Source organism: Leptolyngbya sp. GB1-A1 (assembly GCF_039962475.1).
Classification (GTDB): domain Bacteria; phylum Cyanobacteriota; class Cyanobacteriia; order Elainellales; family Elainellaceae; genus Leptolyngbya_A.
This window is the reverse complement of sequence record NZ_JAMPLI010000053.1, coordinates 1-21,336: the sequence shown is the minus strand read 5'-3', so window position 1 is coordinate 21,336 and position 21,336 is coordinate 1. Positions and strand designations below refer to the sequence as shown.

General features: G+C 45.1%; 25 protein-coding genes and 3 pseudogenes. 9 read left to right on the top strand and 19 right to left on the bottom strand.

The window, feature by feature from the left end; all coding sequences use genetic code 11:
• Positions 1 to 56: 56 nt before the first annotated feature.
• Together NDI45_RS26455 and NDI45_RS26450 are read right to left on the bottom strand one after the other, a co-directional pair.
• Positions 57 to 1,244, bottom strand: coding sequence for a BMP family ABC transporter substrate-binding protein (locus tag NDI45_RS26455; protein WP_190794900.1), 1,188 nt, complete (start codon positions 1,242 to 1,244; stop codon positions 57 to 59).
• A complete protein-coding gene (locus NDI45_RS26450) occupies positions 1,210 to 2,247 on the bottom strand; it encodes an ABC transporter permease (protein WP_348249504.1) in 1,038 nt (345 codons plus the stop codon). Before NDI45_RS26450 ends, NDI45_RS26455 begins: the two co-directional genes overlap by 35 nt.
• Before the next feature lie 187 nt (positions 2,248 to 2,434).
• Here NDI45_RS26450 and NDI45_RS26445 point away from each other — a divergent pair, with 187 nt between their 5' ends.
• Positions 2,435 to 3,100: a GntR family transcriptional regulator gene (locus NDI45_RS26445; protein WP_348249503.1), complete on the top strand. Its 666-nt coding sequence runs from the start codon at positions 2,435 to 2,437 to the stop codon at positions 3,098 to 3,100.
• Between the two features lie 301 nt (positions 3,101 to 3,401).
• On the opposite strand, the gene NDI45_RS26440 is transcribed toward NDI45_RS26445, so the two are convergent.
• From NDI45_RS26440 to NDI45_RS26365, 16 genes and pseudogenes are all read right to left on the bottom strand, one after another.
• Positions 3,402 to 3,860, bottom strand: coding sequence for a hypothetical protein (locus NDI45_RS26440; RefSeq protein ID WP_348249502.1), 459 nt, complete (start codon positions 3,858 to 3,860; stop codon positions 3,402 to 3,404).
• A gap of 384 nt (positions 3,861 to 4,244) precedes the next feature.
• On the bottom strand, positions 4,245 to 4,559 hold the full coding sequence (locus NDI45_RS26435; protein ID WP_348249501.1) for a hypothetical protein: 315 nt from the start codon (positions 4,557 to 4,559) through the stop codon (positions 4,245 to 4,247).
• A gap of 111 nt (positions 4,560 to 4,670) precedes the next feature.
• On the bottom strand, positions 4,671 to 5,510 hold the full coding sequence (locus NDI45_RS26430) for an IS701 family transposase (protein ID WP_348249506.1): 840 nt from the start codon (positions 5,508 to 5,510) through the stop codon (positions 4,671 to 4,673).
• Between the two features lie 2 nt (positions 5,511 to 5,512).
• Positions 5,513 to 6,223, bottom strand: a complete 711-nt coding sequence (locus NDI45_RS26425; protein ID WP_348249500.1) for a nitrile hydratase subunit alpha — start codon at positions 6,221 to 6,223, stop codon at positions 5,513 to 5,515.
• A gap of 37 nt (positions 6,224 to 6,260) precedes the next feature.
• Positions 6,261 to 6,953, bottom strand: a complete 693-nt coding sequence (locus NDI45_RS26420; RefSeq protein ID WP_348249499.1) for an SH3-like domain-containing protein — start codon at positions 6,951 to 6,953, stop codon at positions 6,261 to 6,263.
• Positions 6,954 to 7,059: 106 nt separating this feature from the next.
• Positions 7,060 to 7,748: pseudogene (locus tag NDI45_RS26415) on the bottom strand (IS1 family transposase).
• Positions 7,749 to 7,775: 27 nt separating this feature from the next.
• A complete protein-coding gene (locus NDI45_RS26410; protein WP_348249498.1) occupies positions 7,776 to 8,465 on the bottom strand; it encodes an isochorismatase family cysteine hydrolase in 690 nt (229 codons plus the stop codon).
• A 49-nt stretch (positions 8,466 to 8,514) separates the two neighbouring features.
• On the bottom strand, positions 8,515 to 9,588 hold the full coding sequence (locus NDI45_RS26405) for an ABC transporter substrate-binding protein (RefSeq protein WP_348249497.1): 1,074 nt from the start codon (positions 9,586 to 9,588) through the stop codon (positions 8,515 to 8,517).
• Positions 9,589 to 9,639: 51 nt separating this feature from the next.
• Positions 9,640 to 10,440 carry an ABC transporter permease gene (locus NDI45_RS26400; RefSeq protein ID WP_348249496.1) on the bottom strand — a complete coding sequence of 267 codons (801 nt, stop codon included), beginning with the start codon at positions 10,438 to 10,440 and terminating at the stop codon, positions 9,640 to 9,642.
• On the bottom strand, positions 10,437 to 11,240 hold the full coding sequence (locus tag NDI45_RS26395; RefSeq protein WP_348249495.1) for an ABC transporter ATP-binding protein: 804 nt from the start codon (positions 11,238 to 11,240) through the stop codon (positions 10,437 to 10,439). Before NDI45_RS26395 ends, NDI45_RS26400 begins: the two co-directional genes overlap by 4 nt.
• A 336-nt stretch (positions 11,241 to 11,576) precedes the next feature.
• Positions 11,577 to 12,371: an IS5 family transposase gene (locus NDI45_RS26390; RefSeq protein WP_348249494.1), complete on the bottom strand. Its 795-nt coding sequence runs from the start codon at positions 12,369 to 12,371 to the stop codon at positions 11,577 to 11,579.
• 112 nt (positions 12,372 to 12,483) lie between these two features.
• A complete protein-coding gene (locus NDI45_RS26385; RefSeq protein ID WP_348249493.1) occupies positions 12,484 to 12,813 on the bottom strand; it encodes a nitrile hydratase accessory protein in 330 nt (109 codons plus the stop codon).
• A gap of 4 nt (positions 12,814 to 12,817) precedes the next feature.
• Positions 12,818 to 13,159: an SH3-like domain-containing protein gene (locus NDI45_RS26380; RefSeq protein ID WP_348249492.1), complete on the bottom strand. Its 342-nt coding sequence runs from the start codon at positions 13,157 to 13,159 to the stop codon at positions 12,818 to 12,820.
• A gap of 53 nt (positions 13,160 to 13,212) precedes the next feature.
• On the bottom strand, positions 13,213 to 13,536 hold the full coding sequence (locus NDI45_RS26375; protein ID WP_348249491.1) for a hypothetical protein: 324 nt from the start codon (positions 13,534 to 13,536) through the stop codon (positions 13,213 to 13,215).
• The gene (gene nthA / locus NDI45_RS26370) at positions 13,536 to 14,168 is read right to left on the bottom strand and encodes a nitrile hydratase subunit alpha (protein WP_348249490.1); all 633 of its coding nucleotides are present in this window, start codon (positions 14,166 to 14,168) and stop codon (positions 13,536 to 13,538) included. The genes NDI45_RS26375 and nthA overlap by 1 nt, the downstream gene beginning before the upstream one ends.
• Before the next feature lie 94 nt (positions 14,169 to 14,262).
• Entirely contained in the window at positions 14,263 to 14,913 is a 651-nt protein-coding gene (locus NDI45_RS26365; RefSeq protein WP_348249489.1) for a cysteine hydrolase, read from the bottom strand.
• Positions 14,914 to 15,221: 308 nt separating this feature from the next.
• Between NDI45_RS26365 and NDI45_RS26360 the strand changes: the two genes are divergently transcribed.
• The 3 genes from NDI45_RS26360 to NDI45_RS26350 are packed head-to-tail and all read left to right on the top strand — an operon-like array spanning position 15,222 to position 17,949.
• Entirely contained in the window at positions 15,222 to 16,259 is a 1,038-nt protein-coding gene (locus tag NDI45_RS26360; RefSeq protein WP_348249488.1) for an ABC transporter substrate-binding protein, read from the top strand.
• A 47-nt stretch (positions 16,260 to 16,306) separates the two neighbouring features.
• On the top strand, positions 16,307 to 17,113 hold the full coding sequence (locus NDI45_RS26355; RefSeq protein ID WP_348249487.1) for an ABC transporter permease subunit: 807 nt from the start codon (positions 16,307 to 16,309) through the stop codon (positions 17,111 to 17,113).
• On the top strand, positions 17,110 to 17,949 hold the full coding sequence (locus tag NDI45_RS26350) for an ABC transporter ATP-binding protein (RefSeq protein ID WP_348249486.1): 840 nt from the start codon (positions 17,110 to 17,112) through the stop codon (positions 17,947 to 17,949). The genes NDI45_RS26355 and NDI45_RS26350 overlap by 4 nt, the downstream gene beginning before the upstream one ends.
• 100 nt (positions 17,950 to 18,049) lie before the next feature.
• Here the strand turns inward: NDI45_RS26350 and NDI45_RS26345 are convergent, their stop codons facing one another.
• Positions 18,050 to 18,544: an Lrp/AsnC family transcriptional regulator gene (locus NDI45_RS26345; protein ID WP_348249485.1), complete on the bottom strand. Its 495-nt coding sequence runs from the start codon at positions 18,542 to 18,544 to the stop codon at positions 18,050 to 18,052.
• A gap of 354 nt (positions 18,545 to 18,898) precedes the next feature.
• On the opposite strand from NDI45_RS26345, the pseudogene NDI45_RS26340 reads away from it, so the two are divergent.
• The 5 genes and pseudogenes from NDI45_RS26340 to NDI45_RS26320 all read left to right on the top strand — a co-directional run.
• Positions 18,899 to 19,108: pseudogene (locus NDI45_RS26340) on the top strand (IS6 family transposase); the annotation flags it as partial.
• A 58-nt stretch (positions 19,109 to 19,166) separates the two neighbouring features.
• Positions 19,167 to 19,415 (top strand): annotated as a pseudogene (locus NDI45_RS26335) (IS6 family transposase); the annotation flags it as partial.
• 123 nt (positions 19,416 to 19,538) lie between these two features.
• Entirely contained in the window at positions 19,539 to 19,715 is a 177-nt protein-coding gene (locus NDI45_RS26330; RefSeq protein ID WP_348249484.1) for a hypothetical protein, read from the top strand.
• Complete coding sequence (locus NDI45_RS26325) at positions 19,712 to 20,545, top strand: recombinase family protein (protein ID WP_348249483.1); 834 nt, start codon at positions 19,712 to 19,714, stop codon at positions 20,543 to 20,545. The genes NDI45_RS26330 and NDI45_RS26325 overlap by 4 nt, the downstream gene beginning before the upstream one ends.
• Before the next feature lie 12 nt (positions 20,546 to 20,557).
• Entirely contained in the window at positions 20,558 to 21,235 is a 678-nt protein-coding gene (locus tag NDI45_RS26320; protein WP_348249482.1) for a zinc ribbon domain-containing protein, read from the top strand.
• The last annotated feature ends 101 nt before the right edge of the window (positions 21,236 to 21,336 follow it).

The following is a 21,336-nucleotide window of genomic DNA, read 5'->3' as shown; positions in this document are numbered from 1 at the left end:
TTTTGGAAAACCAAGCACCTGTAAGGGGTTTATAATGCAAACCCCCTATAGGAAATTTATTTTGCAGAACCAATAACACCTTTAATCAGGTAATCTATTGTTTCAATTTGATCGAGCGCCATCTTGGTTCCATCGGATACTGCTTCTGTGCCGTCCTGTTTCACTAAAGGTCCTTCCCAAACCACCTTTTGACCTGCGAGTATCGCCTCTTTCTCTTGCGTTACTTTTTGGCGCACCGCTTCACTCACTGCATCTCCAAATGGATCAAGTACAACATCACCACCTTTCAGGGTGCCGCGAATATGCTCTGGCTTCCAGGTTCCAGCATTTATGCTTTCAACAATTTTAGTCATCATGGGTCCCCAGTTCCAAGAAGCACCCGTAATCCAGGCTTTAGGAGCGCGATCGCTGATATTCACATCCTTACCGATCACATAAACGCCACGTTTCTCAGCCGTTTGAGAATAGGTCAACGGAGAATCAACTTGACCGGCAATAACATCAACCCCACTATCAATTAAAGAGTTTGCCGCTTCTGCCTCCTTCGCTGGATCAAGCCATGCACCTGTCCATACAACTGTTGTTGTAATGTTGGGGTTTACACTTTGTGCCCCTCTCGTAAACGCATTGATCGTACGAAGCAATTGCGGAATTTGAAATGCACCAATGAATCCCAGCTTATTAGATTTAGTTACGGAACCTGCTGCAATTCCAGCGAGGTACATTGCATCATCGCTATCTGCCCAATAAGTGCCAACATTATCACTTGTTTTAAGCCCTCCAGCATGAAGAATGGTGACATCGGGGTGCTTTTTGCCAACTTCAATCGCGTAATCTAGATAGCCATAACTGGTTGCAAAAATAATTCTGTGGCCATCTTGGATAAGCCGCTCCATAACTCTCGAGACTTCTGCTGTTTCAGGAACGTTGTCAAAGTAGGTTGTTTTGACATTTGGCATATTGGCTTCAACATACTGCCGCCCCAAATCCATTGAGTAGTTGTACCCCATATCAGTTTGAGGGCCGACATAGATGTATCCAATCTTTTGTGGCTCTATTGCGGCAGGTGATGATTCTGGCGTTTGCGACGTTTGGGGTGCTGGAGAACAGGCAATGATAATGAATGCCACAAACAGCGCTAATAATGCAGGAATTCTGAATCTCCTGATTCTCATTTTCTTCTCCTTGATTGTCCATCTAAAATCTCGATTAATAAGTGCTGCTAAAAATTGATCGCAGTCCATCTGGCATTCCGCCGCTTTGATTGGTTTTGCGATAGTGAATCATCAAGACACCCAGCGAAACGATATACGGAAGAGTTGCTAACAGATAGGACGACACTGGAACACCCACCGCTTGCAGTCGCAAATACAATGCCTCTGATCCACCAAATAAAAGCGCGACAGGCATTGCCCAGTAAGGATTCCACCGCGCTACAATCACTAAACCAACTGCAACTAAGCCTCTGCCAACTGTCATTCCTTCTGCCCAAGTAAAGGTGTAATCTACGGATAGGACAGCTCCCCCCAACCCTGACAAAAAGCCACCCACTAAAATTCCTTGCAATTGCACTAACTCGGGGCAAATACCCATTGCTCTAGCAATCGCAGTAGACTCGCCAACGGCTCGCCAGGTCAAGCCTGTACGGGTTCCATACAGCCAGACGCCAACCACAAAGGGAAGAACGATCGCCAGCGAAATCATTGGTGTGATTTCTGCGATCGCTGCCCCTAATATCGGAATCTCTGTTAACCACAGCAGGTTGATGCTGGAAAAACCTTGAGCAATCGTTTGTCCAACAAAGTTTCTGCCGTAAAACGCACTAATTCCCGACCCCAAAATCCAGATGCCAATGCCGCTAGCAATCTGGTTCCCCCGACAGCCCAGGCAGATCCAAGCGTGCACAGTAGAGAGCAAAAGACCCACCAGTCCACCAACCAGGAATCCTAACCAGGAATTGTGAAAGGTAACGGTTGCTGCAAATCCAGCAAATGCGCCAACTAACATTTGCCCTTCAACACCCAGGTTTATAATGCCAGTTCGCTGCGTCAGCATCTCGCCGAGCAAGACGAACAGTAATGGAGTTGAGCTTCGCAACGCCGAGATCAAAAGACCATTAATAACGCTAGAAAACGCTGATGAAGCGGCGACCGCGACACCTGGAACAAAATACTGCCAACCAAGGATTCCGATAAGGATAACAAGGGTTCCTACCCCAGATTTTTGTAATGGTGATTGCTGCCCCATACGTTTGCCCTTATCTGGTTTGCGTTCACTAATTCACAAAAGCAAATTAGCGAATGTCAAAAACTATAGGAACACAAGGCAAGGCAAAAAGTATTATAAGATACATACTATAAAATATATGATATATGATCTAAGATATTTGTCAGTTAATGCCATAATGCCTTTGTGAGCTTAGGAGCAATAGTTCTTGGTTTCTAAACTGCAACTTACAGGACTAGCGGGGATTCCTCGCACAACTCATGCCACTGTTACTGAACGGTTAAAAGAAGCTATTTTGTCGGGGCAGCTTCCCACTGGTACTCGGTTGGTACAGGCTGAGTTAGCGCAAGCGCTAAATGTGAGCGTGACGCCTGTACGAGAAGCATTACGAGAGTTAAGTACTCAAGGATTAGTAGACATGGATGCGTTTAGGGGTGCGGTCGTTCATACCCCTACACTGACCGAATTAGAAGATATTTATGAAATGCGGGCAGCGCTTATTCCCCTTAGCATTAAACGAGGAATCACTCACATTACGAATCAGGAATTAGATCAAGCAGAAGTATTGCTACGCCAAATGGAAGCAGAAACAGAGCAGCCTCGATGGGTTGAGTTGAACAGCCGATTCCATAATTTATTAGATAATGCAATTCGTGGTTCAAAATTGCGAGACGTTCTACAACGTTTGTCAGACTTGTCTGCAATTTACGTTAATCTCTCGTTTGCGAAAGTACCTTTTCAAAAAGAGGCGTCTGAGCAAGAACACCGCAGTATTCTTAATGCCTATCGCCAGCGTAATGTCGATATAGCGACAGCCCTTGTGTTAGAGCATATTAATGGAACACTTGAAGCTGCTAAAAAAGCAATTTCTTGACAACTAAGGAGAAGTGATGTCTGTAAAAGAAATAGTCGTTTTTGAGACACTATCCACTGTCACACCGCAAATCGTCACTTTGCCAAAAACAAATACTAAAATTTCCTGCCGCGATCGCAGAAGCTCCTATCAATAACACGCTGCAGAGAGACAAGAGGAGAATTCAACATTGCCGAATTTAGTCATCTTCGGCGATGGTAGAGGTGGTAACACCAAGTTCAGTCGCGCTAGGCTACTCTGGTGCCTATGAATGTACCGCAGCCAAGGCCCAGCGTCGGCTGCAACGCTTGGTTCGGCGGCGTCAGCTACCCTGGATCATCTGGTACACGGGCACACCGGAGGACGGGTCCTCGCCTTTCAGCTGGAGCCCCTCCATGTAGCAGTGATCGACACTGTCCAAGTGCCGGACGGCAGCGTTGTGAAGCTTATAGAGCAGCTCACCGGCAGTAAAATCACGGCCGTTGTCACTGACCAAGTCCGCAACAAGTGCAGCGTAGTCCTCGCCGTCCTCGTACCCGTCGAAATCGTCACTCTCTTCGAGTTCGGGGACCACGCCGAAGTACTCAACACGGACCCGCGGTGCGGAGAGCGCCACTTCATCAGGGTGCCACCCGAACCGTTGATCCTCCTCCAACCGCGCGTGCCACCGCCGAACGGCTTCATCGAAGTCGGAGCGGTTGTCGTATGTCTGCTCTTCCCAGAATCTCCAGTCCGCTTTCCTCAGGAGTTCCTGAGGCCAAGCATCCGGTTGGTTAGTCATTGTATGGAGGCGAGTGGGGTCACGGGGGCGAGCCGCCGAACCGTGAAGTTGTGCAGCGGCAGATAAACTTAACTCCGACCGATAAACTCTGCTCTGTCCGCACCAACGCAGGGTTAGGGCTGCTTGGCTACCACTCCAAGCAACTGTAGAGCGCAGCCAGAAACTGAAAGAGTCGTCAAAGTATTTGCTAAGGGAATCATCAAGGTTGATCCCGTCGCCACCTTCCTAGGGCTGAAGACTGGTACTACGAAACTTACCAGAACTGCTGGATTCATCAGTCCCAGTTTCGCTGGTTGCCCAAGACTCCTTAACCAGAGCTTAGAGACTTAAGAGACTTAAGTGTTATAGGGCTTGTGCGGGCTGTGTAATCCCTGTTTCATCACTCTAGGCAGAAGAAAAATGTTGAATAGGAACGGAAGGCGCACTCGGCGACCAACCTGGAAAGGAATTGATCATCCTGATGAGCTTGGTAAAGCCACGCTCTAAAGTCGAGCTATTAAATAGCCTAATCCAAGGTTGAAAGAGACAGAAAAAGATAAAGGGTTGAACCAGCAGTTGTACATTGTTGAAACGCCGTTTCCAGCCCTGCGCCTCCTGCCAATCGGAATGTTGCTGCAACCGTGTCAGGAGATCACGTTGACCTTCATCGATCATTCCAGGCGGTTGAGCACCTAATCCGTAGAACTGCAAACTCACCATCAGATAGACACTGAAGACTATCTCCCACCATCGTTCGATCTGCTCATAGTGCGTGAGTCGGTAGTCAGCCCATCCCAACTCATTCTTACACTGCTTGAAACCATATTCTATTCACGTTCTCAACCCATAGAGATTGCCAATGAACTCGGCTTGGTCTTGTTCAGCAGACCAGTGGCTCATCACCATCCAGGTGCTGTTAACAGGCAATAAAGTAGGGTCACTCGTCAGCGTCCAGTATCGCCACTCGAAGCGCTGACCAAAGACGATTTCTTGGATATATCTGGTTTGCGTTTCACCATTAGCAAACACTCGCTCAAACGCTTGCCAAGCACTGTAGCTAATCTCGGCTTCTTTAGGCATCCACACGTCATGATTAGAGCGAATCGCCATAATCCACGGCAACTTCAACTCGTCGAGCACACCCAAAAAGGGATGGCTCTCCCCGTAGAAACTGTCTGCCAGCACTAAGGAAAAGTGAAAGCCAAAATCTAGCAGTTCTTGAATGATTTTCTCGGCCAGTTGGAGTTTGGTTTGATAAACATCCTCTGCTTTAAGGCGACGGCGGGGTTTGAACACTTTGAACAACAAGGGAAAGGTGAGGTCATCCAGCACTCCATAGGCATTCACAGAAACCATGCCATTGTCCACTTTGCCCACATTGCCAATGTATTGTCTGTCCACGTAATCGGTCGTTTTTTCTTTTTTGCGGTCTCCGGTGTCGTCAAGAACGAGGACAACCGATTGTCCCTGGATTTGCTCGAGAATCAGAGACAGACGTTGGTAGCGCAACGCGCCTACCTGCCAAGGGGAGTGGGTTAGGAAGTGGTGCAGCACTTGGTCATTCGGCAAGCCCACGGTTTTGGCAATGGCAGGTAAAGATTTGCGAGGCAGAGGAGCGACCAAGCCGAGGTGCAGAGAGGTAAATGCTTCAAAACTGCGGGATTTCCAGATATTTAACCTAAATTGACTTGACTGGGATCTTCAGCAAATGCAACCCCAACCATGCTGTCACGGGTCACTAAGCGCAACAATTCTTCCTCGCTCCAATCTTCTGTACCCGTCGGACGTTTAGGAATCACTAAGTATCGAGTGTCAGCGTTGCTGTCCATCACTTTAAGCTGTACTTCATTGGGGACAAGGGTGCCAAATTCTTCTCGCAAAACGCCTCTCGGATCAACCACGACCCGGTTGCGATAAGCTGTACTCTTGTACCAGGACGGAGGATGATATCCCAGAATAGCTCTTGGATAGCAGGAGCATAATGTGCAAACAATGACATGATGTACTGTGTCTGTGTTTTCAACCACCTGAAGGCGTTTAATTTCAGCTGTGTCAATATCCATTTCTCGACAAGCCGCTTTGCCATCTGTCAACAACCGTTGTTTAAACTCTGGGTCAACCCAGGCTCGTGCGACAAGGCGCGCTCCCAACATTGGCGTGACAGAGTCTTCGCGTTCAATCTCTCGTCTTACGTCTTCTGCAGTAAAGTATCCTTTGCGCTCCAGTAGTTCTTCAATGACTCTAGTTCTTTGTAGCCAATATGCTTCATCGTCATTAATGGATGCATGTTCATGCTCATGTTCATAAGTGCTATCTGAGTGAGAACTTTCAGTGGAAGGTGAGATAACAAACGGATAGTTGTTTTGAATTTGAATGTTGTTCATGGTTGAATTCCTTTGGATAGTTTTGGTGCTCATAATGTTACTCAACAGGGCTGAGCCAGGGTTCATAAAACTCAGCACTGAGTGTATCTCTCTGCACATCTGCTGGACATAACTCACCCCAAATTTCTGGCATCTCAAATTCGACTAAGTAAAGATAGAGCTGATGAACGGGTTGAATCAGATGTGCCAATTCTTCTGGATTCTTAAAAATGCCTTGAATTTGACGAACAATTCCTTGTTTACCCAGCAGATATAACGGAGTACGGATGTGTCCTGGCTTAGCTACCACCTGCACTCTAACCCAATCGCCCACTTGATATTGGGGAGGGGCAGTTTGGTCAGAAACCTCCAACGAAATCCCTTTTACAGATTGCTGATCTTGGGTTGGAGTTGGGGATGAAGAATCAGGGTTTTCCTGCTCTAATTCATGCTTCTGAATCCATCCCACTTCACACAGGATCGCTTCCATGGCAAGCACCCGCCGTTCTCCATAAGTGGGTAAACGATCGCTTAAGCTCTGTGGAATATTCTCTGGAAGTTGCCCCGTCGCAAACTTTCCATCAACTTCTTCTGCTGTCCTGCGAATTGGCGAGAGTCCAGGAAAAAGTGCTTTGGAGATTAGCACATTATGCAACGCAATCATGCGCTTTTCGTAGGTGGCAATGGGCTTCTCCGACCAATCGATTGGCGATCGATCCAATGGATCATGAGGGATATGTTGATGCACCATACGAACTCCTCTAATAGCTTTGGCAGCACAACTTAATCTAACTAACTAAACTGGAAATTCGCTTTCATGAGAACGAGAAAAGGGCGTTGCTGAATGAGAATAGGATTTAGTGAGGAACAGGCACATCTCCAAATTTCAAGTAGTGAAGTAGCAAACGAATGGAGTATTTGAGCATTTCTACTGATTTGGAATAGCACAAAGTCTTCCGGTATAATCGACCGAGATAGTGCCGCAGTCGTGTTTTCTCCCTCTACTCGGATCATGTAAGTCTTGCTGATAATTTGGTCTCCTTTTGGAATAAAACCTGGGTAAACTGGCCAACCGTCGGTGACATAGAAATAGCACTGCTAGGTAGCAACCATCTCCTATAAGGGTTGGAATGTCTCGACACTGGGATTGCCTAAAACCCAACCCAGAATCCCCTTGTGAAAGTGGTCAACGGCGCTCCACAGCCAGAGTTTGTTTTTTTGAGCCTACAAAGGTTTCTAATTCATCCAACTCTCCGACTTCTAGCGTGACCTCTGGGTCATAAGCAGCCGGTAACAGTTCCCCGATCTGCTTGACCCAAGTAATGATGGTGGTATGGTAGACCCCTTTGACACGCTCAATGTCTCGAAAGTCCATGTCATTGACATACATTTTGAGGCATTCGCGCTTAAAGTCATCTGAATACCCAGAAGGCGGGTCATAGGTTTCTATAAACTGTCGTCGGCAAGCTTTACAGATGTAGTTCTGTTTACCTCTTTGCTTGCCATTCCTACTGATGTTCGTTGAGCCACAGTCGGAACATTGCATCTGTTTTACCCTGATTTCATATTCCCATTATGCAACGCTCGAGAAAAGCTGAAGGCACGATAGAAGTGTATTTGAATCACATACCCAGCCAAAAATCGCTTCTACGATGCGAACAGAAACTGTATGAAACTCTAGGTCAAGTGATGCACAACAATCTTCAAGTAATATGCATTCATAGCCCAAGTCACTGGCAACACGTAGGGTTGTATGGACACAACACTCGGTAGTCACGCCTGCAAACAGAAGGTGTTTAATGCCTCGATTCCGTAAAATGATATCCAAATCAGTGCCTTCAAACCCTCCTTTACCAGGTTTATCTAAGACAATCTCACCTGCTAGAGGATATAATTCCTCAACAAAGTCATGACTTTTGGAGCTACGAGTTAAAATCCGACCCATCACACCTTCACTACCAATTTCAGCTCCCTTACGTTTTGAGCGTTCTAGTTTATGAGCTGGACAGTCTGTCAAGTCGGGGCGATGCCCCTCCCGTGTATGAATAATCGTGATAGGTGTTTGGCGTAAGACTTGCAGGAGTTTTTGCAAAGGTTGGATTGGCTTTTGGGTGTAGCGCACATCGTAACCCATCAAGTCAGCAAAACCACCCTCTGTGCAGAAATCATTCTGCATATCAATAACAATTAGAGCGGTTTGCTCTAGATTGAGCGTGAGCGGGTAGGGTTGAATATCAAGAATGTACTGTTGGGCGTGTGCCATCTTGTTGTCTCCCATTCTTCAATCAGTAGGATAAGCAGCGATCGAGGTCTTACAGTCCAATTTGCGATTTATCCAACATCAGTGTTTTGACATCGACCGATTTCTTTAAAACGCCCTCCTTAAAAAAGACATCGACAAACCTTTGATAAGAATTGATATCCGTTTGATTCAGATCCACAAAGCTCCGGAGCAGCGGTTGAGCGACATACTCAACTTGATCCGGTTTGAGCGCGATATATTTTGAAAGAATGGGTCGATATTTGTCAAAATCCTGATTCACTAATTTAGTAGCTTCATCAATCACTTGAACGACTCGCTTTGCGACTTCTGGACGTTCCTTAATAAACTTATTGGATAAAACAGCAGCACCCGAATAGAATGGGTCAGAAATAAATCCAGCCACCGCATTGGTAATAACGCGCTTCGCTTGCCCAGTTGCTGTCGCGATGGAACCTACAGGTTCTAAAGACAGGGTGGCATCGACTGCGCTGGATAGAACCGAACTAATATGCAATCCAACTGCCATTTGTTCGATCGTTACATCTTTGTCTGGATCAAGCCCGTTCTGGCGCAAAATGAAGCGAGTAATCGTTTTCCATTGAATGCCGGGAATCGTCCCGATCTTGCCCCCACGCAAATCCTTAAAGGATGCAATGTTCGAATCCTTTTTAACAATCAAGCCATCATTGATATAGGTGGGGTTGATCTGCCCTCCCTGTAAGCCAAAAACCTTGAGAGAATTTGGAGACTTTGATACTGCCAGAGCCGTAATACCTGCGGCAGCACCAGGAGGACCAAAATCTGCTCGCCCTGACACTAACGAATCAATAATTTGGTTTGGATTTTCAAATTTGACGGACTCCACCTCCAAACCTGCTTTTTCAAACAGCCCTTCTTCCAGGGCAACATAGTAGGCTGAGGTTTGCATGATGGGTAGCCACGAGGCAACTACCTTATCCTTCGTACCCGCTGTTGAGCCTTGAGGGGAAGAGGTGGGAGTTGTAGAAGTGGATTGCCTACAGGCGGCGAACAAGCCGCTACCGGCTGCAAGCGCACTATACTTGACAAACTTACGACGATTGATCCGATTTAATGCGCTCAAATGAAAATACTGTTTATGCATAGACTCCTCGAAGAGATTATAGAAGATGAATCATCTGAAGATAGCCACGCACTACTTACTCTTCCAGTGGACGAACTTCTTTTCAATCAGTAGAAACAACTGGTTCAAACCATACCCCATCATGCCAGTTGCGATAATAGAGGCATACATTTGAGTTAAATCAAAGGTTTGTTGGGCATCAATGATACGTTGTCCCATCCCATTGGTAGAGCCAATAAACATCTCTGCGACAATGATGACTACGAGCGTTAATGACACGGCAGTACGCAGTCCGACAAAGGTCTGGGGGAGGGTTTCAAAGAAGATCACATCCAGAAAAATCCGCCAACCCGATGCTCCCATCACCTTTGCTGCAAGGATGCGAGTTTTACGGGCATTAATTACCCCGTAAGCAACATTGAAGAAAATAATCAGTCCTCCTGCAAAGGCAGCGACAGCAACCTTGGAAAAATCGCCGATGCCAAAAATGACGAGAAACAAAGGAAATACGGCTGTCGCAGGGGTAGAACGGAAAAAGTCAATGAGAAATTCACAGGATTGATAGAGCTGTTCATTTGCACCCAAAACAATCCCGATCGGTACCCCCAAAATCGTTGCAACTCCAAAAGCGTATAAACTGCGATACAGCGTTAGCCAGAAATCCTGTAGCAAATCGTCCTGCCATAGGCTTGTCCACAGAGTGACTAACGTTGCCTGCGGAGTGGGTAGTAGTAGTGGGTCAATAATTTGCATCTGTGCCACGGCCCACCAGATGAAAAGCAGAATGATAGTACCGATGTTAACCCTGAGTAACGGCAATAGCAGTGGCAGTACACGAGTGATGATGTTCAGGGGATGCTTCACGTCGATCATCGGTAAACCTCCCGTTGAAACACCTCTAAGCAATGCGATCGCACCTGAATAAATTCTGCATCAGCTAGCGTTGCCGCAGTACGAGGTCTTTTTGCATTGAATTCAACACGCTCTGCCACTTGAGTGGGTCGCTTCGTCAGCAATAAAATATGATCAGCCATGTAGACCGCTTCTTCGAGATCATGAGAAATCATGACCATTGTTAAGCCAGATGCCTGAAGCACTCCTTGCAATTTGTCTCGAATTAACAAAGTTGCTTCGTAATCAAGGGCGGAGAATGGCTCATCTAGAAATAATACTTCTGGCTGGATCGCGAGGGCTCTCATGATTGAAACTAATTGTTGTTGGCCTCCAGAAAGTTCGTAAGGATAGCGATTAAGATTAATATTGGTACTAAATAGATGAACCAACTCCTCCACGCGCATTCTTTGCTGAGTGGATGAATATCGCGCAACTTTTAATGGGTATTTGATATTGTCGATCGCCCTTAACCAGGGGTACAGAGCATCTCGATAATTCTGAAAAACATATCCAATTCTGGTTTTATGTAGAAGCTTATCCCCGAACAAGATCTGTCCAGCATCGATCGGAATTAGCCCTGCAATCATATTGAGCAGTGTTGACTTACCACATCCATTCGGACCAAAGATACAGGTAATTTTGCCAGCACTGATTTCCAGATTAAAGTCCTGATACAGCGGTTCTCGGTTAAACCGTTTTGTTAGTCCCTGCACTGTAATTGGGACTCCCAAAGGCTTAGACCTTAATTCCTGCTGAGCATTCAACGTATCAGAAGCCATCATTTTACTCACTGTCCTAGAAGAACAATACAAAGCCCTAGCTGCTGATTAAACAAATCCAAAAAGGGATTTTGCTGATAATGCAATAAAACTGATTTTTCTTGTTGATTCTGTGTCAGGAGTTACAGTCTCTTTTGATTGCCAGTATGTTGACATAAGTCTTAAAACAGGTAGTTGTACTGATGAACAGGGTTACGTAGGATGCTGTTAGCGCCAGCGTAAGGCATCGAACAGGTTCAGCAAAACTGTTAGCAAATTTGAGGACAAGTTGATGATATAGATTACTTGTTACTGCTTCACTTTCAGAGGACGTTTGAAAAGTCAGAGACGTGTTACTTATGCAGCTAAACGTCTGAGCATAATACGGATCATGGCAAGGTAGATGAAGGTCTCTGAGGTTTCTGGTAATAACTCATAGTCTCTGGCTAATCGGTGATAGCCCATGAGCCAACCGAAGGTGCGCTCTACCACCCATCGCTTTTTCAGCAACACGAACCTCTTCGTCTGTTCGGGGCGAAGCACGACTTGGACAACCCAACGGCACATATCCGTCACCCACATCAGAAACGGTGCGCCATCAAACCCGCCATCGACCCAAATCGTGGTTAAGCGAGACACAGCTTTGTCCATGCGTTTAACCCGCTTCAGTACCCGTTTGCCTCCTTCCCGTTCTCCTACACTGGCAGCAGTTACGAACACGCGCAGCACCAGTCCCAAGGTATCGACGCTCACAAATCGCTTGCGTCCTTTAATCAGTTTGCCGTTATCAAATCCCACGCTTTCACTCACCCCTGCCGCAGTTTTGACGCTTCGCGAGTCCAGAACTGCTTCGGAGGGACTCGGCTGACGGTCGGCTTCGATGCGCGTCCACTCGCGTAAGCGGTCATGAATCGCGATCCACATGCCGTCTTTGCGCCAGTTGCGGAAATAGGTGTATACCGTCTGCCAGGCTGGGAAGTCTCCCGGCAATGATCGCCAACGACAGTCTTCAACCAGGACATAGAAGATGGCATTGAGCACCTCCCACATCTCGACGGTACGAGGGCGACCCCCAGGTTTAGGATCTGGAATCAAGTCGCTGAGAAATTCGGATTCGGTACGGGTCAGATTACTGGGATAGCATTTACTCATGTGGCTCACTCGGTGCTGTGTTCTTTCGTATTCGCAGCCTACACTGAGTGAGCTTTCTTACGCCTTACCCGACTTTTCAAACATCCTCTTACGTCTTTCTCCAGAAAAGCGTTTAGCCGTGTTGATGATGGTCAGCTTTTTGAGCAGAAAGTAATTCTGCAATTCTTCTCTGAATCGCCTCCGGCTCCAAAAGTTGTTTCTCAATCAGCAGCTTCTCGCAAGCATCAACCCACTGCTCATAATAAGCCTTTGTCCCAGAAGGCTTTGGTTCAACAGAAGAAATTTCACTCACCAAATAGTCTGTCCACTCCGACCAAGTGCAATAATTAGCTGCGGCAAGTTGATTAACCAATGCAAAAGCGTGAGCTTGCCAAGGAGCTTGAAATACAATTTCATTTTGGTCGATGGCTAGCTCAGGTAAAAATTGAGAAGAATCATTCATACGCTTAAACAGATTCTAGATAGTCATCGAATAAGTCAATGTAGAGCGCGTCTTTAGCAGAAGCATTAGTTCCCCATAGCTCCTGAGCTGCAAAGCGCACACTATACACATGCTGGGGTTTTGTCCCTAAATGCATGCCAACAGTATCAGGAAAAACATAAACTCCATAGTCCTTCACAATCGTTCCAGCTTTGCCTCTAATATAACGAGGTAAGCGGGTATAGTCCTGCACATGAATAACCTTAGCTCGCACCCGATCACCCACTTTAAACTGACCAGGTTCATTGCTATCCATACGGCAGTTAATACCATTGCAAAGAAGTTCCTTAGCTTGTTCAACCGTCATACACTTATTGCTAGTCTCAATTGCCATAAACCTGCTCTATATAATGATGTAATTCAATCCGCTTCAGAAGAATTATTTGAATAAGACAACTGAGCCAACCGTTCTTCAATTTCCTCTTTTGTTACAATGTGGTGTTCATTTAGCAGCAATTCCAAAGCGTACAGCCATCGTTCATAGTAACTAGAACTGAGGTACTGACCATGCGGCAGTCGCTCTGAGGCATGACGAGTTTCATCTACAGGAAAATAGTTGCTAAAGGTAGCAAAACTCATAGCGAACACCTTAGCTTCCCACTCAGAATGAAAAACAGGTTCATCTACTTCGATCAGAATTGCTCCAAAATTATGCATCCCACCTAAATCATGAGGACCATTCATTATTTGTTCTCCAAAGCGACGAGTTCAGCAGGAGAATTTGGCAGTTGAACCTTTGCTGTACCAATCATTGCATTACGAGTAACAAGAGAGACTAGGTCTACTTCAGTCATTGTCTCTGTACCCATCGGACGTTCAGGCAAAACCAAATAACGTAAATCTGCGTTGCTGTCCCAAACTCTCACCTCCACATGATCCGGAATTTCTAAGCCAAATTCACGTAGAACACCACGCGGATCAATTACTGCACGAGAGCGATATGCAAAAGATTTATACCAAGTTGGCGGTAAGCCCAGAATTGCCCACGGATAGCAAGAGCATAAAGTGCAAACGATGAGATTGTGAACTTCTGGCGTATTCTCCACTACAACCATGTGTTCACTAGAAAATCCTGTCAATCCCAACTCAGCAATGGCACTTGTGCCATCTGTAAGCAATCGCTGCTTAAAGTCAGGATCAATCCAGGCTCTAGCAACAATTCGCGCTCCATTATGAGGTCCGATGCGATGCTCATAAGCATCAATAATGACATCAATAGTTGCTGGATCAATAATACCCTTCTCAATCAGGAGCGACTCAATTGCCCTAACACGGAGAGAAATATCAGATTCAAAGTGCTGGCTACGAGAACTCATAATACTTAGCGGCAGAATTTAGAAGTTGAGCAGAAACACAATTATTTGTTACAGCAGATTGTAGGAGAAATATAAGACTTTTTTAAATCAATTTCTACGTGATGGGTGAATCGAGCGGTTTAAGCTCTTCAGAAGCAGCACCGACTATGCATGGAGCCAACTTCAGATTTGTAACTGATGAAACAAAATCTGAATGAGTGATCCTAGCTTTTTGCTGCAAATATTCCATTGCCTTGAGAGCTGACCAATGAGCATTCCAGTCAGAGCTTACACAACAGTCTTCAATTATGTAGAAGAAGTAATCATGCTGATGGGCATCGACTGCGGTGTAATGAACACAAACATTAGTAAGTGTTCCCATCATAATTAGCGTATCTACTTTCAGTCCTCGTAGCAACAAATCTAGATCTGTTGCAAAGAAAGCACTGTACCGACGCTTATCAAGCGTAAATTCCCCACCGATAGGGTATAAAGCAGGATGAAAATCTGTTCCTGGATGGTTCTCCAGACAATGGACGGGCTCTGCCCCATCTAGTTCGCGTCCAAAATCTACCATTTGCTCACGATGGACTTCTCTGGTATGAATAATCGGGATTTCTGCTGCTCTGGCTACAGCTAGAACCCTTTCTGCTCTGAGAAGAGCATCGGATGCCCCAACAGTCTGAAGAACCCCTCCTTGCAAAAAATCCTGCTGAAAATCAATAACTAGCAATGCTGCTGAGTGAATATCAAACTCTAAAGTCATGTTGCTTTATCCTATTCAGAATCATCTTTTACTGAACAGTATGAGCTAAGCAGCCCTATCTGAGATATTACGCTATATATTACCGAATGAGCAATTTGAATGCTTTTAGTTGCTAAATCGCTAGCTGAAAAAAGAATTTTGTTGCTAATTGTGTGTGTAAAGCTACAAAAATTGTTGCTTACATGAATTAAGTTACTCTATAGCTAATGAGTAAAGAAATCTAGATATGGAAGCTGGATGCCAAAGTGAAGCAGCAAGGTCTATACAGCTTCTTGATTCGTATGGTTTAACCTAGGAAGGATTAGGAAATGTGGATTAAGAATCTTCTAGTTTTATCTTGTCTCAGTTTTTTCCTTGCTTCCTGTGGCAGTACAACGCCGACAAATACGGCTTCAACCAGTCAACCATCGGATGATAATGCCCAACCGCTAACACCTATTAAGGTTGGGCATCTCGTTGCCCTAGATATGGCTCCTTTATTTGTAGGTGTTGAGTCTGGGTGCTTTAAGCAGAATGGACTTGCGGTTGAAACAGTTGCTTTTACTAATCCAGGGGACAATAATGCTGCCTTGGCAGGTAGCGCAGTCGATTTCAATATCAACCCTTTTACACTACCTTTTTTTGCTGCAAGTAGTGGTGTACCCATCAAAACAATTTCGGCTGCGGGTGGATGGGGAGTCATGCAGGTCATTGCAAAAAGTCAATATGAAATCACCTCAGTCGAAGATTTAGCTAAGTATGTCAAGGACAACCCTGGCAAGAAACTAAAGATTGCAACTCTCAGAGGTGACACACTAGAACTGATTCTGCTAGATGCTTTTGAGAAAGAGGATCTCTCCGTCAACGACTTTGAAATGGTTTATTTCGATGACCTGCTAGCTATGGTTGATGCTTTTAGGCTCGACAAAGTAGATATGCTCAGCCATATCAAGCCTTATACCACTCAGTTTGTCGAAAATGGTTCAGCAACTGTTGTCACTGACAATGCCAAAATTTGGTCACCTAATACGCCCAATACTGTTGTTAGTGTGCTAGAAAAAACCTTAACAGGGCAACCTCAAGTGGTTGAATCGTACCTTAAGGGAATGCAATGTGCAGCCAAGATCATCAATGAAAATCCCCAAGAAGCTATCGCTCTACTTAAAGACGGTAACTATTATCGAGTTGACGACAAAGTATTGCTGAAAGCATTTGAAACTCAGCCTGCTTCCATTACATTTACTCCTGACTTAGAAGCAGTTCAGAGGGTTGTTGATGAGATGGTAAAGCTGAACTATATCAAAGCTGACGTACCTACAAACAGAATTTTTGATGTCTCTATAATCGAGAAGTTGGAAAAGCAATGAAACAGACAACAGCATTCCTCATAACTAGGTAGCAGGACAAAATAGCAATGATTGTCAACCAACTCTGGCAACGATGGAAGGTTTGGGGCCTTCCAATTATTTGCGGAATTCTCTCCTGTCTTATACTAATTTGTATCTGGGAGTGGGTTGGCTTTAATCCAGCTAATCCCGTTACTCAGGTACTTCCTCCTCCCTCTAAGTTTTTGCCCGTCCTGTTTGAAAGTGACTTCAAGATCGGATTAGGCTCCCAGTCTGCATCAATCTATCAGTCTGTCTTCGTCACTCTATTTCGGGTATTTACTGGAATGACCGTTGCCTTTGTGTCTGCAATCGTTTGCGGAATGCTAATCAGTCTTTCAGAATGGACTGAGCTGTTTATCTTACCAGTGCTAGGATTAATTGCCCCAATTGCTCCGATTGCTTGGGTTCCGCTTGCACTAGTAGTTTTTGGTATTAGCAACCTTACTGCAATCTTTATCGTGTTTATGGGGGTGTTCTTTACTCTAACCATTGCAACCGTAGCAGAAATTAAGCGGATTCCTGAGAATCTGCTGATTACAGCTAGGAATTTGGCAGGTAACCGATTCAATGTATGGCGGATGGTTATCATGCCGTCTGTATTACCTAGTGTATTTACACTTCTACGACTTAACTTTATTGCTGCTTGGATGGCTGTTCTTGCTGCGGAAATGACAGGACTACGTGACGGATTAGGCTCAGTTGTAATGACCGGTCGCAATTTGTTCAACAGCAACTTGATTCTCTTAGGCATTTGTATCATTGGCATTTCTGGATTTGCCGTTGACCGTCTGTTGCTTCTAATTCAGCAAAAGTTTTTCTGGTGGAAAGTATGAAACTAATAGAAGCCTTACCAATTGTTCTATCCTGCCAAAATCTCTCTAAAAGCTTTCGAGGTAGGCATAAGCAGGAAACTGTCGTGCTTGCCGACATCAACCTTGAAATCCGTAAGGGGTCATTCGTTACGATTTTGGGACAGTCTGGAGGAGGAAAATCAACCTTACTAAAGCTGCTAGGTGGGTTTCTCCCTCCATCATCAGGCAATGTTCTTTTTAATGGACAATCTCTAAAAAACAATACTCCTGATATCGGCATGATCTTTCAAGATCATAACTTGTACCCTTGGATGACCGTTGAACAGAACGTTGGATTCGGCTTCAGGATTAAGGGTGAGAAACCAGGTAACTATAAACATTTAGTTCACGAAATTTTAGACACAGTGGGTTTATCCCATGCTCGTAAGTTGTATCCTCATCAATTGTCAGGTGGAATGAGGCAACGGGTTGCTATTGCTCGCTCAATCGTAGTCAAGCCAACTGTTCTCCTTCTAGATGAACCATTTTCTGCTCTAGATGTTCAATTGAGGCGACGTTTGCAAGAATTTCTACTTGCACTTTGGAGTGAGATGAATACAACGATGATTTTGGTTACACATAATGTGGAAGAAGCAATTTTGCTAGGGCAGAAGTTAGTCGTTGTGGGTAGTAATCCTGGACGAATTGTGGAAGAAATGACAATTTCAGATATTCAGTATCGAGATCGCTACCACCCTGATTTCTTGCATGTTCAACGTTATTTAGAATCTGTTCTTGAGGGCAATTTAAAGGAACAGGGAGACAACTACTATGAAGAGGTACTAGCAATTTCTAGAATCCAAAAAATTAATAGTTAGCATCTTACGCCTAAGGCACTTTCAAGGTGAAAGAAATTAGATTTAACTAATGAATATTTATGCTTGCTAAAAATCTAATTTCTTAGGAGATGCAGTATAGCTAGGATTCTAAACGCGCAGGATACTGTGCTTTATGTATTTTTATAATTGTTCTAGAGTGAAGACGGTTGACCTCTGGTTTCGCCTTTGTCATATTTAAGAAACTAAGAAGGTCATCATTATCACTATAAACGTATTCCATCATTACATTATATTCGCCCGTAACAGATGAAACATAGCTAACTTTCTCCATATCAATTAGTGAATAAAGTGTATCCTCGAAGAAAACAGGATCAACATCTAGCTCAATGTAAGCGACATTTGCATACTTGATTTTTCCAGCGTTAATAAATGCACTGATTTTGATAATTCCTTCATCAAGTAACCGTTTAACTCGATAACGAATGGTTGCTTCAGGAACTTCTACCTCACGAGCGATTAAGCTATAGGAAATACGACCATCTGCCTGCAAATACTCGATAATATCTAGATCAAGCTGGTCAACATTATAACTTTGGTCATCAAGTAGGTTAATGCCATTATTAGTCTTTTCCATCTTTCCCAATACATTTTTTTGCTGATATATATCTATTGTATAGTTTTAATTCCACTTCACGGCATAAATATCACAGCACTTGATAGCAGTTTTTACAAACTCATGTTTTCTAGTGAAAGTATCAGGTTTGCGACATCAGTCTTCCTCTGGTTCCGAAAGATCGCGATCGACCAGGTGTGAGCGCTCCTCTCGCCTTTGCATTAGTTCATCTACTCCCTTTCAATCACTCTAAGTAGAAGAAAGAATTAGCTGCAAGTTTAACGAGTGGATGCGGGGGCAGTAAAACTACGGTTGTGTCGCAAAAACCAGCGAATGGTAAGGTAAGCAGGACTACCCGCTCCTCCCTGTCCTCCGATGTCTATTCCTACTCTGTTCAAGTGGCGGCATTTCTTGCCTGAGATCATTCTGGCAAATATCCACTGGTACTGCCGTTATGCCTTGAGCTACCGAGACTTAGAGGAGATGATGCAGGAACGAGGCATGGGAGTGGATCACTCGACGATCAACCGTTGGGTGTTGAGGTACGCCCCAGAACTGGACAAACGCATTCGACGGCATCTGAAACGGTTCTGTTGCAAGAAGTGATAGAATTAGCGTCTACCGAGAGAAAAATTAACGTCCGGTGGTTGATCCGAAAGCTCCGTTCAAGTGGCGGCATTTTTTGCCAGAGATCATTCTGTTAAATGTACGGTGGTATTGCCGTTATGCTTTGAGTTATCGAGATTTAGAAGAGATGATGTTAGAACGTGGAGTCGAGGTAGATCACACCACTATTTATCGATGGGTGCAGGACTACGCGCCAGAGCTCGACAAACGTATTCGTCCCCTTCTCAATCCCACAAACGATTCCTGGCGGGTGGACGAGACGTACACATTCGCAACAATGTCGCCAAAATCTCGCTAGACTTTAGTGCAACAATCCCACGCGAGCAGATCCAAATCGTGTTGCAGCAGATGGATTCTGGCTTTGCGAACACTACAGCGGAGCGTTGCCATGGCAAACCATCCGACTCGCGCCCTTTCCGTCGAGGTTGAATTTGAGTTTAGCCGCCTTGCTCATCAATACATGATTGATGCCTACGCTCAGGTTCTGCCTGAAATTCGTCTCAACACAAAGACTTCAAAACCCATTGACTCTACCCCTGCAAGTGCGAAGGAGGTGCAATCGTGAACCCTACTCAGGTTGCCATTTATGCTCGAGTTTCGTGTGAACAACAGGTCAGCACGAACACCATTGAGAGCCAACTGATGGCGTTGCAAGAGCAAGTCAATCGGGATGGCTATGCTTGCTCAACCCATCACCAGTTTGTGGATGAAGGTCATAGCGGCAGTACTTTAGTTCGACCAGCACTGGAACAGTTGAGAGATGCCATTGCCTGTGGGGAAATTGACCGGCTATATGTGCAATCTCCAGATCGTCTGGCTCGCAAGTATGCCTATCAGGTCATCCTGGTCGATGAATTTAACCAAGCGGGTGTCGAAGTCATCTTTTTGAATCATCCCCTGGGTCAGTCGCCTGAAGATGAACTGCTCTTACAAGTGCAAGGCATGGTTGCTGAATATGAGCGGGCAAAAATTCTCGAGCGCAGTCGTCGGGGAAAAAGACATGCAGCGCAGAGCGGCTCACTCAATGCCTTTTCCAGGGCACCGTATGGCTACACTTTTATCTCAAAGCATCTCACAGGTGGACAGGTGCGGATGGACATCAATCTGACGACGGCTCGCCATGTGCAACAGATATTTCAGTGGTATGTCCATGAAGAGCTGAGTTTGAGTGACATTTGTCGCCGATTGGAAGGGATGTTGATTCCTTCGCCCTCAGGATACAGCAAGTGGACAGTGACAACGGTGGCAAGAATTCTGCGCAACCCGCACTACAAGGGCTGTGCCAGTTTTGGCAAGTGGCGGCATGGACCGAAAATCGACAAGCCGAGAGCGGCCCGCAATGCCTCTAGTCAACCGAAAGATTATTCGACATATCGCACTGCACCAGAAGAGTAGATTGTTGTACCCGTGAGTGCAATTATTGATGAAGCCCTGTTTGAGGCAGCTCAAGAGAAATTAGAGCAAAACCGGACTCGATTGCGGCAGCGTAAAAAAGGAGCCAGTTACTTGCTGCAAGGGATAGTAGTCTGTGGCATTTGTGGTTATGCCTATATCTATTCCAGGAAATCATCAAACGGACGAAGCTATTGCTACTACCAGTGTAATCCCAATCCTAAAGTGACTGAGCCGAGTCCGAAATGCGGCAATACTTCAGTCAGAGCTGAAGCGCTAGAAGCAGCAGTGTGGTCAGAAGTGTGCCAATTATTGAACAACCCCCAGAATCTTCAGCAGGAATATAAAAGACGATTACAAGCATCCGACGGTAATCATTATGCTGGACAACAAAAGGAAATACAATCGCAAACAAAAAGGATACAGAAGGGAATTGAGCGATTAATAGATGCTTATGCAGAAGAGATTATCGAAAAACTTGAATTTGAACCCAGGCTTCGAAGTATGAGAGAACGATTACAGAACCTTGAAGCTCAATTGAAGAACTTAAAAGATGAGGAAGCGTGCCACAACGAATTGAAGTTGGTCATTGGTCGTTTAGAAGAGTTTGCAGCGAAGGTGACTGACAGATTAGAAACGTTAGACTGGTCGGCTCGACGAGAGGTAATCAGAACTTTGGTTATATCAATTTAATGTGATGCTGCATAGAATAGTGCTTCCAGAATAAAGTTGTAGGACGAAACCGACATCACTTGTTCCAACGTCAGTTGATCAAATAATTCTTGAACTCGTTC

Excerpts from the sequence above, each read along its gene's own strand:
- NDI45_RS26350 (WP_348249486.1), top strand. The coding sequence starts at position 17,110 with ATGAAACTAATAGAAGCCTTACCAATTGTTCTATCCTGCCAAAATCTC.
- NDI45_RS26390 (WP_348249494.1), bottom strand. The coding sequence starts at position 12,371 with ATGAGTAAATGCTATCCCAGTAATCTGACCCGTACCGAATCCGAATTT.
- NDI45_RS26365 (WP_348249489.1), bottom strand. The coding sequence starts at position 14,913 with ATGACTTTAGAGTTTGATATTCACTCAGCAGCATTGCTAGTTATTGAT.
- NDI45_RS26450 (WP_348249504.1), bottom strand. The coding sequence starts at position 2,247 with ATGGGGCAGCAATCACCATTACAAAAATCTGGGGTAGGAACCCTTGTT.
- NDI45_RS26400 (WP_348249496.1), bottom strand. The coding sequence starts at position 10,440 with ATGATCGACGTGAAGCATCCCCTGAACATCATCACTCGTGTACTGCCA.
- NDI45_RS26380 (WP_348249492.1), bottom strand. The coding sequence starts at position 13,159 with ATGACGGTTGAACAAGCTAAGGAACTTCTTTGCAATGGTATTAACTGC.
- NDI45_RS26385 (WP_348249493.1), bottom strand. The coding sequence starts at position 12,813 with ATGAATGATTCTTCTCAATTTTTACCTGAGCTAGCCATCGACCAAAAT.
- NDI45_RS26405 (WP_348249497.1), bottom strand. The coding sequence starts at position 9,588 with ATGCATAAACAGTATTTTCATTTGAGCGCATTAAATCGGATCAATCGT.
- NDI45_RS26355 (WP_348249487.1), top strand. The coding sequence starts at position 16,307 with ATGATTGTCAACCAACTCTGGCAACGATGGAAGGTTTGGGGCCTTCCA.
- NDI45_RS26435 (WP_348249501.1), bottom strand. The coding sequence starts at position 4,559 with ATGGTGAGTTTGCAGTTCTACGGATTAGGTGCTCAACCGCCTGGAATG.
- NDI45_RS26440 (WP_348249502.1), bottom strand. The coding sequence starts at position 3,860 with ATGACTAACCAACCGGATGCTTGGCCTCAGGAACTCCTGAGGAAAGCG.
- nthA (WP_348249490.1), bottom strand. The coding sequence starts at position 14,168 with ATGAGTTCTCGTAGCCAGCACTTTGAATCTGATATTTCTCTCCGTGTT.
- NDI45_RS26345 (WP_348249485.1), bottom strand. The coding sequence starts at position 18,544 with ATGGAAAAGACTAATAATGGCATTAACCTACTTGATGACCAAAGTTAT.
- NDI45_RS26420 (WP_348249499.1), bottom strand. The coding sequence starts at position 6,953 with ATGGTGCATCAACATATCCCTCATGATCCATTGGATCGATCGCCAATC.
- NDI45_RS26410 (WP_348249498.1), bottom strand. The coding sequence starts at position 8,465 with ATGGCACACGCCCAACAGTACATTCTTGATATTCAACCCTACCCGCTC.
- NDI45_RS26455 (WP_190794900.1), bottom strand. The coding sequence starts at position 1,244 with ATGGACTGCGATCAATTTTTAGCAGCACTTATTAATCGAGATTTTAGA.
- NDI45_RS26360 (WP_348249488.1), top strand. The coding sequence starts at position 15,222 with ATGTGGATTAAGAATCTTCTAGTTTTATCTTGTCTCAGTTTTTTCCTT.
- NDI45_RS26375 (WP_348249491.1), bottom strand. The coding sequence starts at position 13,536 with ATGAATGGTCCTCATGATTTAGGTGGGATGCATAATTTTGGAGCAATT.
- NDI45_RS26330 (WP_348249484.1), top strand. The coding sequence starts at position 19,539 with ATGGCAAACCATCCGACTCGCGCCCTTTCCGTCGAGGTTGAATTTGAG.
- NDI45_RS26425 (WP_348249500.1), bottom strand. The coding sequence starts at position 6,223 with ATGAACAACATTCAAATTCAAAACAACTATCCGTTTGTTATCTCACCT.
- NDI45_RS26395 (WP_348249495.1), bottom strand. The coding sequence starts at position 11,240 with ATGGCTTCTGATACGTTGAATGCTCAGCAGGAATTAAGGTCTAAGCCT.